The sequence below is a fragment of the Streptomyces sp. CA-251387 genome, from assembly GCF_050936625.1.
Classification (GTDB): Bacteria; Actinomycetota; Actinomycetes; order Streptomycetales; family Streptomycetaceae; genus Streptomyces.
In genome coordinates this window covers 2,774,331-2,788,735 of record NZ_JBNJMJ010000001.1, presented here as the reverse complement: position 1 = coordinate 2,788,735, position 14,405 = coordinate 2,774,331, and the positions used below count along the sequence as shown (strand labels likewise).

At 71.3% G+C, this 14,405-nt stretch carries 15 protein-coding genes and 1 pseudogene; 7 read left to right on the top strand and 9 right to left on the bottom strand.

Going from position 1 to position 14,405, the window contains the following annotated elements; genetic code table 11:
* Positions 1 to 255: 255 nt before the first annotated feature.
* The gene (locus ACQEV2_RS12480) at positions 256 to 924 is read left to right on the top strand and encodes a phosphotransferase (RefSeq protein ID WP_433039415.1); all 669 of its coding nucleotides are present in this window, start codon (positions 256 to 258) and stop codon (positions 922 to 924) included.
* Between the two features lie 44 nt (positions 925 to 968).
* On the opposite strand, the gene ACQEV2_RS12475 is transcribed toward ACQEV2_RS12480, so the two are convergent.
* The 3 genes from ACQEV2_RS12475 to ACQEV2_RS12465 all read right to left on the bottom strand — a co-directional run bounded on the left by ACQEV2_RS12475 (position 969) and on the right by ACQEV2_RS12465 (position 2,797).
* Positions 969 to 1,421: a nuclear transport factor 2 family protein gene (locus ACQEV2_RS12475; protein WP_433039414.1), complete on the bottom strand. Its 453-nt coding sequence runs from the start codon at positions 1,419 to 1,421 to the stop codon at positions 969 to 971.
* Positions 1,422 to 1,486: 65 nt separating this feature from the next.
* Positions 1,487 to 2,515, bottom strand: a complete 1,029-nt coding sequence (locus ACQEV2_RS12470) for an MBL fold metallo-hydrolase (RefSeq protein WP_433039413.1) — start codon at positions 2,513 to 2,515, stop codon at positions 1,487 to 1,489.
* A gap of 75 nt (positions 2,516 to 2,590) precedes the next feature.
* Positions 2,591 to 2,797: a hypothetical protein gene (locus ACQEV2_RS12465; protein ID WP_433039412.1), complete on the bottom strand. Its 207-nt coding sequence runs from the start codon at positions 2,795 to 2,797 to the stop codon at positions 2,591 to 2,593.
* A gap of 143 nt (positions 2,798 to 2,940) precedes the next feature.
* On the opposite strand from ACQEV2_RS12465, the gene ACQEV2_RS12460 reads away from it, so the two are divergent.
* The 3 genes from ACQEV2_RS12460 to ACQEV2_RS12450 all read left to right on the top strand — a co-directional run bounded on the left by ACQEV2_RS12460 (position 2,941) and on the right by ACQEV2_RS12450 (position 5,603).
* Positions 2,941 to 4,398 (top strand): aldehyde dehydrogenase, encoded by a 1,458-nt coding sequence (locus tag ACQEV2_RS12460; protein WP_433039411.1) that lies wholly within the window; start codon positions 2,941 to 2,943, stop codon positions 4,396 to 4,398.
* A 6-nt stretch (positions 4,399 to 4,404) separates the two neighbouring features.
* Positions 4,405 to 4,638 carry a ferredoxin gene (locus ACQEV2_RS12455; RefSeq protein WP_433039410.1) on the top strand — a complete coding sequence of 78 codons (234 nt, stop codon included), beginning with the start codon at positions 4,405 to 4,407 and terminating at the stop codon, positions 4,636 to 4,638.
* A 101-nt stretch (positions 4,639 to 4,739) separates the two neighbouring features.
* Entirely contained in the window at positions 4,740 to 5,603 is an 864-nt protein-coding gene (locus ACQEV2_RS12450; RefSeq protein WP_433039409.1) for a tetratricopeptide repeat protein, read from the top strand.
* A 352-nt stretch (positions 5,604 to 5,955) separates the two neighbouring features.
* Here ACQEV2_RS12450 and ACQEV2_RS12445 read toward each other — a convergent pair whose 3' ends face one another.
* Positions 5,956 to 6,573 (bottom strand): TetR family transcriptional regulator, encoded by a 618-nt coding sequence (locus tag ACQEV2_RS12445; RefSeq protein WP_433039408.1) that lies wholly within the window; start codon positions 6,571 to 6,573, stop codon positions 5,956 to 5,958.
* Positions 6,574 to 6,783: 210 nt separating this feature from the next.
* Between ACQEV2_RS12445 and ACQEV2_RS12440 the strand changes: the two genes are divergently transcribed.
* From ACQEV2_RS12440 to ACQEV2_RS12430, 3 genes are all read left to right on the top strand, one after another.
* Positions 6,784 to 8,250, top strand: coding sequence for a glycosyltransferase family 4 protein (locus tag ACQEV2_RS12440; protein WP_433039407.1), 1,467 nt, complete (start codon positions 6,784 to 6,786; stop codon positions 8,248 to 8,250).
* Positions 8,251 to 8,314: 64 nt separating this feature from the next.
* The gene (locus ACQEV2_RS12435) at positions 8,315 to 9,076 is read left to right on the top strand and encodes a class I SAM-dependent methyltransferase (RefSeq protein ID WP_433039406.1); all 762 of its coding nucleotides are present in this window, start codon (positions 8,315 to 8,317) and stop codon (positions 9,074 to 9,076) included.
* A complete protein-coding gene (locus ACQEV2_RS12430; RefSeq protein ID WP_433039405.1) occupies positions 9,073 to 10,143 on the top strand; it encodes a prenyltransferase in 1,071 nt (356 codons plus the stop codon). Before ACQEV2_RS12435 ends, ACQEV2_RS12430 begins: the two co-directional genes overlap by 4 nt.
* A gap of 17 nt (positions 10,144 to 10,160) precedes the next feature.
* On the opposite strand, the gene ACQEV2_RS12425 is transcribed toward ACQEV2_RS12430, so the two are convergent.
* The 5 genes and pseudogenes from ACQEV2_RS12425 to ACQEV2_RS12405 form a co-directional block, all read right to left on the bottom strand.
* Entirely contained in the window at positions 10,161 to 10,454 is a 294-nt protein-coding gene (locus ACQEV2_RS12425; protein WP_004001644.1) for a hypothetical protein, read from the bottom strand.
* 48 nt (positions 10,455 to 10,502) lie between these two features.
* A complete protein-coding gene (locus tag ACQEV2_RS12420) occupies positions 10,503 to 11,513 on the bottom strand; it encodes an LLM class F420-dependent oxidoreductase (protein ID WP_433039404.1) in 1,011 nt (336 codons plus the stop codon).
* A 102-nt stretch (positions 11,514 to 11,615) separates the two neighbouring features.
* Positions 11,616 to 12,424, bottom strand: a pseudogene (locus ACQEV2_RS12415) (hypothetical protein).
* Between the two features lie 164 nt (positions 12,425 to 12,588).
* Positions 12,589 to 13,560, bottom strand: a complete 972-nt coding sequence (locus ACQEV2_RS12410; protein WP_433039403.1) for an N-acetylmuramoyl-L-alanine amidase — start codon at positions 13,558 to 13,560, stop codon at positions 12,589 to 12,591.
* Positions 13,561 to 13,639: 79 nt separating this feature from the next.
* Positions 13,640 to 14,290, bottom strand: coding sequence for a class I SAM-dependent methyltransferase (locus ACQEV2_RS12405; RefSeq protein WP_433039402.1), 651 nt, complete (start codon positions 14,288 to 14,290; stop codon positions 13,640 to 13,642).
* Between the last annotated feature and the right edge of the window lie 115 nt (positions 14,291 to 14,405).

The following is a 14,405-nucleotide window of genomic DNA, read 5'->3' as shown; positions in this document are numbered from 1 at the left end:
GCACAGGGGGAGACCCCCGGGCGGCTCGGCTCCGTACCTCGACGGTGCCGTGCGCCGGCCGGTTGCCGGTGCACGTGAGCCGGTCACAAAACCCGTGCGGGGCGATCCGGCTTGCCACGGGGTGGCTCACGGTTGCGGGTCAGCGCCGGATTTGCACCGGCTTCCCCCCGTACGGGTGTGATGACGACGCCGCCACTCTACCCGGCCGTAACCGAACCCCTGAGGGCCGCCTGTGCGGGCGGGTAGGTTCGGGCCATGGCTGAGGGGGCTGTGGGGAGACTGCTCGGGTCGGGGCGTACCGCGGACGTGTACGAGCTCGACGAGGCGTGGGTGGTGCGCCGCTTCCGGGACGGGTACGGGGACGCGTTGGCCGAGGGCGCGGTGATGGCGCACGTGCGTGAACACGGCTATCCGGCGCCGAGGGTACGGCTCGCCGACTCCTCGCGGACCGACCTGGTGATGCAGCGGCTGTCGGGGCCGACAATGCTGCGGGCACTGACCGAGGGGGCGCTGGGCGCGGACGAGGCGGGCGGCATGCTCGCCGGTCTGCTACGGCGGTTGCACCGGGTGCCCGCACGCCGATCGGACGGCAGTGTCCTCCACCTCGACCTGCATCCGGACAACGTCATCCTCACGCCCGACGGTCCGTACGTCATCGACTGGGACAACGCACGGGACGGCGACCCCGGCCTGGACTGGGGCTCCTCCGCGGTGGTCCTCGCCCAAGTGGCCGTGGACGACGGACCTCTTGCCGAACCCGCCCGAGCCCTCCTGGCCGCCCTGCTCGCCGACCCGTCCGACCTGACGGAGGACGGCCTGGCGGGGGCGCTGCGGCGCCGCGCGGCCAATCCGACGATGACTCGGCGGGAGGTCGAACTCCTCGGTGCTGCGGAGGAGTTGATCCGTACGTTCATGCGCGAGTAGCCGCGAGTAGACGCGAGTGGAGGGGCGCCGGCCTGCGGTGGAGCTCAGCTGTCGACCCTCGGCGTGGGCCCGCCGAACGGAAGGTGCAGGGTCCGCGAGGCCAGCAGCCACTGACCGTCGACGCGGCGGAAGGTGTCCGCGTAGTGGCCGACCTGGACGGGCGGGGCGGCCGGGACCATGCCGCCGGTCCGGCCTTCGACGCGGTAGGTCGTGAAGTACGACGTGGCCTCGGCCGTGTCCGGCGAGGTCACCGTGACGCGGATGTTGGACATGATCCGCCGCGAGAGCTTGTCCGCCGGCCGTGCGCCGAAGTACGCCCGCAGTGCCGCCCGTCCCTCGGAGCGGCGCCCGTCCCCGGGAGGGGGCCACTCCCACCGGCCGTCCTCGGTGAACAACTCGGCGACGGAGGCCGGTTCGCCGAGGTCGAGGCGGTGGACGAAGTCGAGGATCAGACGCTCGCAGGCGCGCTCGGCGAGGAGTTGCTCGAGGGGGCCCATGGGTCCGTTGGTACCAGCCGGGAGCACGGGGCACGATCGAATTGCCCAGCCACGTACGCCACCGCTCACACCGCCACGTACATCACCGGCTCACTCCCCGCCACCGCCTCCGCCCGCCCCAGCTTCACCAGCCGCCGCAGATGCGACTCGGCCTCCGCGATCGCGATGTTCCGTGAGCCGTAAGGGATCTGGTCCCAGGGCCGGTTCCACTCCATGCGCTCGGCGAGCTGCCAGGGGGTGAGGGGCTCGGACAGCAACGCCAGCAGTCCGGTGAGGCGTTCCTCGTGGTGGGTCAGCAACTGCCGTACGCGGACGGGCGCGTCGGTGAACGCGTGCTGGTGGGCCGGGAGGATCTCGGCGGGGGCGAGACGGCCGACGCGTTCGAGGGAGTCGAGGTAATCGCCGAGGGGGTCGGTGACGGTCGTGTCGTCGGGGTCCTCGTACAGGCCGATGTGCGGGGTGATCTCGGGGAGCAGGTGGTCGCCGGAGAACAGGCGGCCGTGGCCCGGCAGCCGGGCCGGGTGTTCCTCCTCCAGGTGGAGGCAGACGTGGCCGGGGGTGTGGCCCGGGGTCCAGATGGCGCGCAGGCGGCGGCCGGGGAGGTCGAGGAGCTCGCCGGGGACGATCTCGCGGTCGGGCGCGGCGGGCGAGAAGCCGGGCAGGGAGCGGGGGCGGCGGGCGGCGCGGAGCGGGGACACGTGGGCTTCCGGGGCGCCGGCCGCCGTGAGCTTGTCCGCCATGTACGAGAACCAGCGCTCGGGGCGGGTCGCGCGGGTGCGCCGTACGATCGCCGCGTCCGCCGCGTGCATCGCGATCCACGCCCCGGAGGCCTCGCGCACCTTGCCCGACAGGCCGTGGTGGTCCGGGTGGTGATGGGTGATCACCACGCCGTGGATCTCGGCGGGCGCCGTGCCGCACGCCGTCAGGCCCTCGGCGAGGGCGTCCCAGGAGGCCGGGTCGTCCCAGCCGGTGTCGATGAGGACCGGGCCGCGGTCGGTGTCGACGACGTACACGAGGGTGTGGCCGAGCGGGTTGTCAGGGATGGGGACCTGGAGGGACCGGACGCCGCCGCCGTGGTCGTACACCTGCGCCATGGGCTCCCCAATCGCCGCACACCGGCACACACCGACGGCCACTATAACTAGAACGGGTTTCGATGGGAGCCTGAGTCATCCAGGCTTGGCGTTCCGCATCCGCTCCGGGGTCCAGAACTCCCTCATCTCCTCGGGGCTCTTGGTCTCCCGGTGGACGGACACCCCGTTGCCATGTGTGACGTCGTCCCAGTTCGAGGCCGTCCATACGGCGCCGCAGGCGGCCGTCGTCATGGCCGTCGCGAACACCGCCCACGCGCGCCTGCGCTCACGGTTTGCCGTCATCCACCGTTCCTCCCCGTCGACTTGATCAGCGTAGGCGTGAGTGATGTGCGATCCGTGGACTCCTCGTAGTGGAACTGGTATCAGTTCTGAAACAGCGTCAGATACCAAGGAAACCCGCTCCAGCTCCGCAGGAGGCGTCGGCCATGACCGAGCTCGTGGAACACGGACAGCTGTTCATCGGCGGGGAGTTGACCGACCCCCTGGGCAAGGACGTCATCGAGGTGATCTCGCCGCACACGGAGGAGGTCATCGGACGCGTGCCGCACGCCTCGCCGGCCGACGTCGACCGGGCGGTCGCGGTGGCGCGGAAGGCGTTCGACGAGGGCCCCTGGCCGCGGATGTCGCTCGACGAGCGGATCGAGGTCGTCACCCGCATCAAGGACGGAATCGCCCTGCGGCACGAGGAGATCGCCCGCGTGATCTCCTCCGAGAACGGCTCCCCGTACTCCTGGAGCGTCCTCGCGCAGGCGCTCGGCGCGATGATGGTGTGGGACGCGGCGATCACGGTCGCGCGGAACTTCACCTACGAGGAGCGGCGCGACGGCGTGCTGGGGAAGATCCTCGTGCGGCGGGAGCCGGTCGGGGTCGTGGCGGCCGTCGTCCCCTGGAACGTCCCGCAGTTCGTCGCCGCCGCCAAGCTCGCGCCCGCGCTGCTCACCGGCTGCACGGTGATCCTCAAGCCGTCGCCGGAGTCACCGCTGGACGCCTACCTCCTCGCCGAGATCGCGAAGGACGCCGGGCTGCCGGACGGGGTCCTGTCCATCCTCCCGGCGGACCGCGAGGTGAGCGAGTACCTGGTCGGGCACCCGGGGATCGACAAGGTCTCCTTCACGGGGTCGGTGGCGGCCGGAAAACGGGTCATGGAGGTCGCGGCCCGCAATCTCACCCGCGTGACGCTGGAGCTGGGCGGCAAGTCGGCGGCCGTCGTCCTGCCGGACGCGGACGTCGAGGCGACGGTCGCCGGTGTGGTCCCGGCGGCGTGGATGAACAACGGCCAGGCGTGCGTGGCCCAGACGCGCATCCTCCTGCCCCGCGCCCGCTACGACGAGTTCGCCGAGGCCTTCGCCGCGGCGGCGGGCGCGCTGGTGGTCGGCGACCCGCTGGACCCGGCGACCCAGGTGGGGCCGCTGGTGGCGCAGCGGCAGCAGCGCAGGAACCTCGACTACATCCGCATCGGCCAGGAGGAGGGCGCGAAGATCCTCACCGGCGGCGGGCGTCCGCAGGGCCTGGACCGGGGCTGGTACGTCGAGCCGACGCTCTTCGGCGACGTCGACAACTCGATGCGGATCGCGCGCGAGGAGATCTTCGGCCCCGTGATCTGTCTCCTCCCCTACGGCGACGAGTCCGAGGCCGTGAAGATCGCGAACGACTCCGACTACGGCCTGAGCGGCAGCGTCTGGACGGCCGACACCGCGCATGGCATCGAGGTCGCCCGCCAGGTCCGTACCGGCACCTACTCGGTGAACACCTTCAGCCTGGACATGCTGGGCCCGTTCGGCGGCTACAAGAACTCGGGCCTGGGGCGGGAGTTCGGCCCCGAGGGCTACGGCGAGTACCTGGAGCACAAGATGATCCACCTGCCGGCCGGCTGGGAGGCGTGAGCCGGCATGGGCGACCGCTGGCACGTCGAGGTCGACCGGTCGGTGTGCATCGGCTCGGCCCAGTGCGTCCACCACGCCCCCGACGGCTTCCGCCTCGACACCGGCCGCCAGTCCCATCCGGCCGACCCGGAGACCGACGCGAACGAGAGGATCCTGGCCGCGGCGGAGAGCTGCCCGGTGGAGGCGATCGTGATCACGATGCTGGGGAGCGGGGAGCCGGTGTTCCCTCCGGAGGACTGAGGCTGTTCCCGTCCCGTCCCGAGCCTCGCCCCGAGGAGCAGGGCTGCCGGCGACGCGGGGTACTCTCCTGCGGTTCCGGCGGGTCGACAAGGGTGGGGAACGTGCGCAAGTCCGAGGCCAGAGAGCTGCTCAAGCAGGCACGCACGGCATGGGAGGCCGAGGACTGGCTGCGCTCCGCCGAGCTCCACGAGCAGGTGCTCGCGCACTTCCCGGACGAGGAGCCGAGCGCGGTGTGGTGGTACGACGCCGCGCTCGCCCACAAGTTCCTGCGCAACTGGCAGAAGGCCTACGAACTCGGGCGTGAGGCCGCCGCCCGCTCACCGCGCGGCGAGGGCGACCCCGCGTACTGGAACCTCGGCATCGCGGCCACCATCCAGCGCGACTGGGCGACGGCCCGGGACGCCTGGGCCGGCTTCGGCTTCGAACTCCCGGAGGGCGAGGGCGCGATCGAGGGCCGCTTCGGGAACGCCTGCGTACGGCTGGACACCGGCGGGCAGCGGGAGGTCGTCTGGGTCGAGCGGCTGTGCCCGACGCGCGGAAGGGTGGTCAACGTGCCGGTCACGGGCGGGCGCCGGTACGGCGAGATCGTGGTTCACGACGGCGTCCCGAATGGCGAGCGGATCGTCGACGGCACGACGTATCCCGTCTTCGACGAGCTCCTGCTCTTCGAGTCCTCCGACCTGCCCACCCTGGAGGTGACGGTGGCGGCGGGCGAACCCGGCGACCTGGAGGCGCTGATCGGGCTGTTCGTCGAGCACGGCTACGGCGCCGAGCCCGCGAGCGCCGTACGGATGCTCTGCGCCTGCTGCAGCGAGGGCAGCCACCAGCAGGAGCGGACCGTGCAGGCGGGCGCCCAGCAGGTGGCGCTGGCGGCTCCGGAGAAGGATGCGCGACGGCTGCTGGAGCGATGGGCCGGGGAGGCTGTGATCGGGCGGAGCTGGAGCGGGCTGAAGGCGGTCGGCTAGACAGGCGGTCGGCTAGACAGGGTGTCCGATTTTGCCCAGGAAAATAGCTATTCGGGGTGTTCTCTTTGGGGGCAAACGTTCTATTATGGAAGTCGGCCTACGGGACGAGTGAGGGAGCCCGAACCGGAGTAGCCGACTCTGGCGGGAAGCCGAAGGGCTTCCGCTGGGGCCGACATCGACGGTCCGGGCTGAGAGGCCGGAAAGTCGGAAGACCGGAAGGCGACCCCCAGTACCTGATCCGGGTAATACCGGCGCAGGGAACCCGTCTCGTAGGTCTTTTACGTGCCCGGACGCGCCCGGTCTCCTCGCGCGCCCGGGCTTCTTCATGCGTCATGGGTACGCGGGCGCCGTCTCAGGTGTCCGTGGGTGCCGTCAGGTCGATCAGGCGGCAGACCGTCTCGATGTCGATCTTCACCTGGGCGATCGAGGCGCGGCCCGAGAGCCAGGTGATCAGGGCCGAGTGCCAGGTGTGCTCGATGACGCGGACGGCGGAGAGCTGCTCGGGCGTAGGGTTGTCCAGCCCCATCGCGTCCAGGATGATCACCGTCGTCTGCCGGGACACCTGGTCGACCTCGGGGGAGACGCTGCGGTCGGCGAAGGTCAGGGCGCGGACCATGGCGTCGGCCAGATGCGGCTCGCGCTGCAGTGCGCGGAAGGCGCGCATCAGGGTCTCCGCGACCCGCTCCGCCGCCGTCTCCCCCTGCGGCGGCTTCTTCCGCAGCGTGCCGTGCATGTGCTCCAGCTGGTCCTGCATCGTGGCGACCAGCAGATGCACCTTGGACGGGAAGTAGCGGTACAGCGTGCCGAGCGCCACCTGCGAGGACTCCGCGACCTCCCGCATCTGCACGGCGTCGAAACCACCCCGGCTGGCGAGCTGCGCGCTGGCGTGCAGGATGCGCCGGCGACGAGCCTCCTGCCGCTCGGTGAGAGGCGGTGAGGCGGGGGTCGCGCTACTGACTTCCGCAGGCATGGATCCCGTTCCGTGACAGTCGGTGAGGGTGAGTGACCGGACAGAGCATGCCAGGGCGTCGGCCGTGGCGTGAATCACCTGATCCATCGCTCACAGCGGCGCTACCTGCCGGTAGATTCAGAGCCTCTTGAACGATCAAGTCTGAAACTTGTTCTAGATTAGCGTCCCGGCGTAATCTCGCGGGACAGAGCAGGGAGAAGGGGGCCTGGAGTGACCGCTGAGGCCAGGGAGGCCGGGTCCCCGAAGGACCTTGCCGCCGACGGCGAGCGACCGCTCGACATCGCGCTTCTCACCTATAAAGGGAACCCGTTCTGCGGCGGCCAGGGCGTCTACGTACGGCACCTCTCCCGCGAGCTGGCCCGCCTCGGCCATCGCGTCGAGGTCATCGGCTCCCAGCCCTACCCCGTCCTCGACGAGGGCGCGGACTACGCCGACCGTCTGAGCCTCACCGAGCTCCCCAGCCTCGACCTGTACCGCCAGCCCGACCCCTTCCGCACCCCGAAGCGCGACGAGTACCGCGACTGGATCGACGCGCTGGAAGTGGCGACCATGTGGACCGGCGGCTTCCCCGAGCCGCTGACGTTCTCGCTGCGAGCCCGCCGCCACCTGCGCGCCAGGCGAGGGGACTTCGACGTCGTACACGACAACCAGACGCTCGGATACGGCCTGTTGGGCGACGTCGGCGCGCCCCTCGTCACCACCATCCACCACCCCATCACCGTGGACCGGCAGCTGGAGCTGGACGCGGCCGAGGGCTGGCAGCGGCGGATGTCCGTACGCCGCTGGTACGCCTTCACCCGCATGCAGAAGCGCGTGGCACGCCGCCTGCCGTCGGTGCTGACCGTCTCGGGTACGTCCCGCGCGGAGATCGTCGACCACCTCGGCGTACGGCAGGACCGTATCCACGTCGTCCACATCGGCGCCGACACCGACCTCTTCTCGCCGGATCCTTCGGTACGGCAGATACCGGGCCGCATCGTGACGACCTCCAGCGCCGACGTCCCGCTGAAGGGCCTCGTCTTCCTCGTCGAGGCACTCGCCAAGGTCCGCACCGAGCACCCCGACGCCCACCTCGTCGTCGTCGGCAAGCGGCCCGAGGAGGGGCCGGTCGCGCAGGCCGTCGAGCGGTACGGCCTCGAAGGCGCCGTCGAGTTCGTCAAGGGCATCTCCGACGCGGACCTCGTCGACCTGGTCCGCTCGGCCGAGGTGGCCTGCGTGCCGTCGCTCTACGAGGGCTTCTCCCTGCCGGCCGCCGAGGCCATGGCCACCGGGACGCCGCTCCTCGCCACGACCGGCGGGGCCATCCCCGAGGTCGCCGGACAGGACGGCGAAACCTGCCTGGCGGTGCCACCGGGCGACGCGGGGGCGCTGGCCGCCGGGCTGAGCCGACTCCTGGGCGACCCGGACCTGCGCGCCCGACTCGGCGCCGCGGGCCGCGAGCGGGTCCTGCAGCACTTCACCTGGGCACGGGCCGCCGAGGGAACGGTGGCCCGCTACCGAGAGGCGATCGCCCGCTCGGCGGGCCCGGATGCCGGCCGCTCGGCGGCACCCGCGATGGAACGCCCCGCGCTCCAGACCCCCGGCCGCTCCGCGGCCTCGAACGATGTCGTACCGGCAGGGGTGACCAGCGCGGCCCAGACCGGGGAACCCGCCCGCGTCACCGGGGCCGCCCAGTGAGCCCCGCGCACACGACCCTCGACCCCCGTCCCTCCAACCGTTCCGACCGCGAAAGCAGGCCCACGTGCTGACCGTCGACTTCTCCCGGTTCCCGCTCGCCCCGGGCGACCGCGTCCTGGACCTCGGCTGCGGTGCCGGCCGGCACGCGTTCGAGTGCTACCGGCGCGGCGCCCAGGTCGTGGCGCTGGACCAGAACGGTGAGGAGATCCGCGAGGTCGCGAAGTGGTTCGCGGCGATGAAGGAGGCGGGGGAGGCACCGGAGGGGGCCACGGCCACCGCCATGGAGGGCGACGCCCTCGCGCTGCCCTTCCCGGACGAGTCCTTCGACGTCGTCATCATCTCCGAGGTCATGGAGCACATCCCGGACGACAAGGGCGTCCTCGCCGAGATGGTGCGGGTGCTGAAGCCGGGCGGCCGTATCGCCATCACCGTCCCCCGCTACGGCCCCGAGAAGGTCTGCTGGGCCCTGTCCGACGAGTACCACGAGGTCGAGGGCGGCCACATCCGCATCTACAAGGCGGACGAGCTGCTGGCGAAGATCCGCGAGGCGGGACTGAAGCCGTACGGCACCCACCACGCCCACGCCCTGCACTCGCCCTACTGGTGGCTGAAGTGCGCGTTCGGCGTCGACAACGACAAGGCCCTGCCGGTGCGGGCGTACCACAAGCTGCTGGTCTGGGACATCATGAAGAAACCGCTGGCCACCCGGGTCGCCGAACAGGCGCTGAACCCGCTGATCGGCAAGAGCTTCGTGGCGTACGCGACCAAGCCCCATCTGCCGCGCCTGTCCGAGACGTCTGAGACCTCCGAGGCGGCCGCCAAGTGACCACCCCCCGGACAGAACACCTCGTCCTGCCCGGGGTCCTCACCGCCGAGCAGGCCGCCGCGACCGTCGCGGGGATCCTCGCCGTCCAGCGGGAGGACGGGGCGATCCCGTGGTTCCGCGGACACCACCTCGACCCGTGGGACCACGTCGAGGCGGCGATGGCGCTGGACGCGGCCGGTGAGCACACGGCCGCCGAGCGGGCGTACACCTGGCTGGCCACCCACCAGAACGAGGACGGCTCCTGGTACGCCGCCTACGCGGACGGTGCCTTCGACGACATCACCGACACCGGCCGCGAGACCAACTTCGTCGCCTACATAGCCGTAGGCGTCTGGCACCACTACCTCTCCACCGGCGACGACACGTTCCTGGACCGCATGTGGCCGTCCGTCTACGCGGCCATCGAGTTCGTCCTCCAACTCCAGCAGCCCGGCGGCCAGATCGGCTGGCGGCGCGACGAGGACGGCACCGCGACGCAGGACGCCCTGCTGACCGGCTCCTCCTCGATCCACCACGCGCTGCGGTGCGGGCTGGCCATCGCCGAGCAGCGTGAAGAGCCCCAGCCCGACTGGGAGTTGGCCGCAGGTGCCCTGCGGCATGCGATACGGCGGCATCCGGAGCGGTTCCTGGACAAGGACCGGTACTCCATGGACTGGTACTACCCGGTGCTGGGCGGCGCGTTGACGGGTGCCGAGGCCAAGTCCCGCATGGAGGAGGGCTGGGACCGCTTCGTCGTGCCCGGGCTCGGAGTGCGGTGCGTCGTGCCGAATCCGTGGGTGACGGGGGGTGAGTCCGCCGAACTCGCCCTCGCCCTTTGGGCGATGGGCGAGTCCGACCGTGCGCTGGAGATCCTGCAGTCGATCCAGCACCTACGTGACCCGGAGAGCGGGCTGTACTGGACCGGCTACGTCTTCGAGGACGACGCGATCTGGCCGCGGGAGCTGACGACTTGGACGGCCGGGTCCCTTCTCCTTGCCGTCGCCGCCCTGGGCGGCCACGAGGCCACTTGCGCGGTATTCGGCGGCGATCGTCTGCCGATGGGACTGGACCCGGACTGTTGCGCCTGAGACGCCGGGGGGATCAGTCAGTGGCGGTGTACTCGATTGGCGATGGCGTGACCCACGAACAGGTACACGACCGCCGCCAGGCCGTACCCCGCCACCACCCTCGCCCACGCCTCGTCGAACGTGAACAGGTCGTGCGACCAACCCGCCAGCCAGCGGGCCGCGTCATGGACGAACTGGACGAAGTCGTTCGCCCGGTTGGCGTCCAGTAGGTACATCAGGATCCACAGGCCCAGGATGAGGGCCATGATGTCGGCAACGATCGCGATGACCGTGCCGGCCTGGTTGGCACCGTTGCGATATCGAGGGGACATGTCCGTCGGGTGACCCTTGAACCCTGGATGAAACCTCGGCGCGTCAGGCTATGAGGTGAGCTCGGCGAGCACCCGCAGCGTGTGCCGGTCCGGTGCCAGCGCCAGCAGATCCGTCACCGGCCCCTTCCGCCACAACTCCAGCCGCTCGGCGATGCGTTCACGCGGCCCGACGAGGGAGATCTCGTCGGCGAAGGCGTCCGGGACGGCGAGGACGGCCTCCTCCCGGTGGCCCTCCAGGAACAGCCGCTGAATCCGCCGGGCTTCCGCCTCGTACCCCATGCGCGCCATGAGGTCGGCGTGGAAGTTGCGGGCCGCGTGGCCCATGCCGCCGATGTAGAAGCCGAGCATGGCCTTGACGGGGAGCAGGCACTCGGAGACGTCGTCGCAGACCTGGACACGGGCCATGGGTGCGACGATGAAGTCCCGCGGGAGGTCGCGTACGGCCTCCCCGTACACCTCGGGTCTGCTCGGCGACCAGTACAACGGCAGCCAGCCGTCCGCGATCCGGGTGGTCTGGGCGACGTTCTTGGGCCCCTCGGCGCCGAGGAGGACGGGGAGGTCGGGGCGAAGGGGATGGGTGATCGGCTTCAGGGCCTTGCCGATGCCGGTGGCGCCCGGGCCGCGGTACGGGTGGGGGTGGAAGCGCCCGTCGAGTTCCACGGGAGCCCGGCGCTTGAGGACCTGCCGTACGACATCGACGTACTCGCGGGTGGCGGTCAGCGGTGAGCTGGGGAACGGTCGCCCGTACCACCCCTCCACCACCTGCGGCCCGGACAGCCCGAGCCCCAGCATCATGCGCCCGCCGGAGAGGTGGTCGAGGGTGAGGGCGTGCATGGCGGTGGTGGTCGGGGAGCGGGCGGCCATCTGGGCAACCGCCGTGCCGAGCTTGATCCTTGAGGTCTGAGCGGCGATCCAGGTGAGCGGCGTGAAGGCGTCGGATCCCCAGGACTCGGCCGTCCATACGGAGTCGTAGCCGAGCCGCTCCGCCTCCTGCGCGAGGGGGACGTGGTCCGCGGAGGGGCCGCGACCCCAGTAGCCGAGTGCGAGCCCGAGCCGCATGCCGCCTCCTGACGGTACGTCAGATCCATGCCTGGGCCTGCGACTGTACGACAACGGCCCCTCACCGGGAAGGGTGAGGGGCCGTTGAGGAGAGTGCCGGGCTCAGCCGCGCTGGATGCCCGAGGTGTCCTGGAGCACGCCACGGCGGCCGTCCTGCGTCTGCGCGACCAGGGCCGGGCCGCGCTGCTCGACGGCCAGGTACCAGGTGCCCGGCGCGAGTTCGGCGATCGGCGTGGGCGAGCCGTCCTCCGCGAACAGGGGGCGCGGCACGGGTACGGCGAACCAGAACGGCGAGAAGTCGGCGGAGGGCGCCTGCGGCGCCTGCGGCTGGCCACCACCGAAAGGCTGCCCCGGCTGCGGCTGCCCGCCGTACGGCTGCTGCGGCTGCTGGGCACCCGGGTAGCCGTAACCGCCCTGGGGCTGGGCGCCGTAGGGCTGGGGGGAGGCGGGGCGGGGGCGGGGATCAGGCCGGCCTGGAGGGCGGGGACGAGGGGGGTGGCGACTGCGGCGCCGGCCATGACCAGGGTGGCGATGAGGGCGAGGATCAGGCCGATGCCCGCGTCGGGGCCGGAGGTGCCCTCGCCCACGTTGTTCAGACCGCCCGCCGGGTCGAAGATGTTGCCGAGCGCGCTCCAGGCGGCGAAGACCGTGAAGGCGATGCCGAACTGTCCGAGGTCCAGACCGACGACCTTGGGCGCCTGCGGCAGCCCCCGGGCGACCACGATGAGCGCGGCGCCGATGAGGCCCGCCAGCACGACGCCGAGCAGGAGCGGTCCGCTGCCCCAGGCGTTCGGCATGTCGATGCCTTCGGCACCTTCGTCGGAGTACAGGCCGAGGAACGACGCGATGAACAGCAATACCGCTGCTCCGATCACCACGCCGTCGCCTCGAGTGAGGGAGCGGATATTCACTTCAGGTCCTTCGTCAGTCGTCTAGTCATCGGCATCGCTGGAGGCATCGCTGTCACCATGTCGCCATCAGGCCCCGGTGTGAAGCGCGGGGGTGGCCCCTCATCGTACGGACGACCTTATCGTCCGACAGACGAGGCTGTCCGCCGGGATCAACCCGTGGACCATTACCCCCGCAGGAAGCTCACGATTCCCTCAGAGATCCCTCGCGCCGCCTTCTGCCGCCACGCGCCGCTGGTGAGCAGCGCCGCGTCCTTGCTATCGCGCATGTTGCCGCACTCGATGAACACCTTGGGAACCGTTGACAGATTGAGACCGCCAAGATCCTTACGCGTGACGAGTCCCGTGCCGTCGCCGACGTAGTTGGAGGGCGCGCTGCCGGTGACGCGGACGAAGGAGCCCGCGATGCGCTCGCCGAGGTCGCGGGAGGGGGCGACGATCGGGCCGGTGTCGGCGGCGCCCGCGTCCACCCGGCCCGGGAGGATGACATGGAAGCCGCGGTCACCGGCCGCCGCGCCGTCGGCGTGGAGGGAGACGACCGCGTCGGCCCCCGCCTTGTTGCCGATCTGCGCCCGTTCGTCCACGCACGGCCCCCACGGCCGGTCGCCGTCCTGTGTGAACTTCACCGTGGCGCCCTGCTTCTGCAGCAGCGTGCGCAGACGGTGGGCGACGTCCAGGGTGAACTCGGCTTCTGTGTAGCCGTCGTTGGTGGACGTCCCTGTCGTGTCGCACTCCTTCCAGTTCGTGCCGATGTTCACCTTGCGGTTGATCTCGGCCGTGTGCTGGAAGTTGTGGGGGTTGTGGCCCGGGTCGATGACGACGACCCTGCCCTTGAGGGGGCCGGAGGCGGCGGGCGCGGAGGTGGAGTCGGCCGTGGATTCGGCTGTGGAGTCGGTGGTCGGGGTCGGCCCCGGCGGCTTGTCGTCCTCCGTGGAGGAACCGTCGGCCGGCGTGAACGGACCGCCCGACGCCGAGGAAGCCCCGGTCGGCCGGCCCGGGCCCTCGCCGGGTCCGCCCACCGCCTCGTACATCACCCATCCGAGCAGCGCCCCCGGCACGAGAGCTGCGGCCGCGACGGTCAGGGCGCGGCGTCGGCGGCGGGGCTGGGGAGGATCGAAGTCCGGACCTACGTACGACACGCCTGCCACCTTACGGGCCGACCCGGGCGTCCGTCGGTAAGCCACGGCCGGGTCACGGTCGAGCGATCTCGCCGCGGGATCAGGCTCCCGCCGCCGTCCGCCGCAGCACCCGCAGTGACTCCGTGACCGACACCTCAGTGAACGCCCCGGACTCCAGCGCCCGCAGATAGACGCGGTACGGCGCCTGCCCGGTGAACTCGTCGGTCGGGTCCGGGAAGACGTCGTGGATGACGAGCAGTCCGCCCTCCGCCACATGCGGGGCCCAGCCCTCGTAGTCGGCGTTCGCGTGCTCGTCGGTGTGGCCGCCGTCGATGAAGACGAGGCCGAGAGGGGTACTCCAGATCTTGGCCACCTGCGGTGAGCGGCCGACGAGGGCGACGACGTGCTCCTCCAGCCCGGCGCGGTGCAGCGTGCGGCGGAACGTCGGCAGCGTGTCCATCAGGCCGATCTCGGGGTCGACCGTCTCCGGGTCGTGGTACTCCCAGCCCGGCTGCTGCTCCTCGCTGCCGCGGTGGTGGTCGACTGTGAGGGCCGTCACCCCGGCCTCGCGGGCGGCGTCGGCGAGCAGGATCGTGGAGCGGCCGCAGTACGTGCCGACCTCCAGGAGGGGGAGACCGAGGCGCCCGGCCTCTACGGCCGCCGCGTAGAGCGCGAGCCCCTCGCCCGTGGGCATGAAGCCCTTCGCCGCCTCGAACGCGGCCAGGATCTCGGGCTTGGGGGCCGGGGCCATGGGGGTCCCTTTCGGTCGTACGAGCGTGTGGGCGCCCATCGTGCACCACACCCCCCGTCATGGGGACGACGGGGGGTGTGGGAGCCGGGCGTCAGCAGGGTGGCCGTCTCGCCTG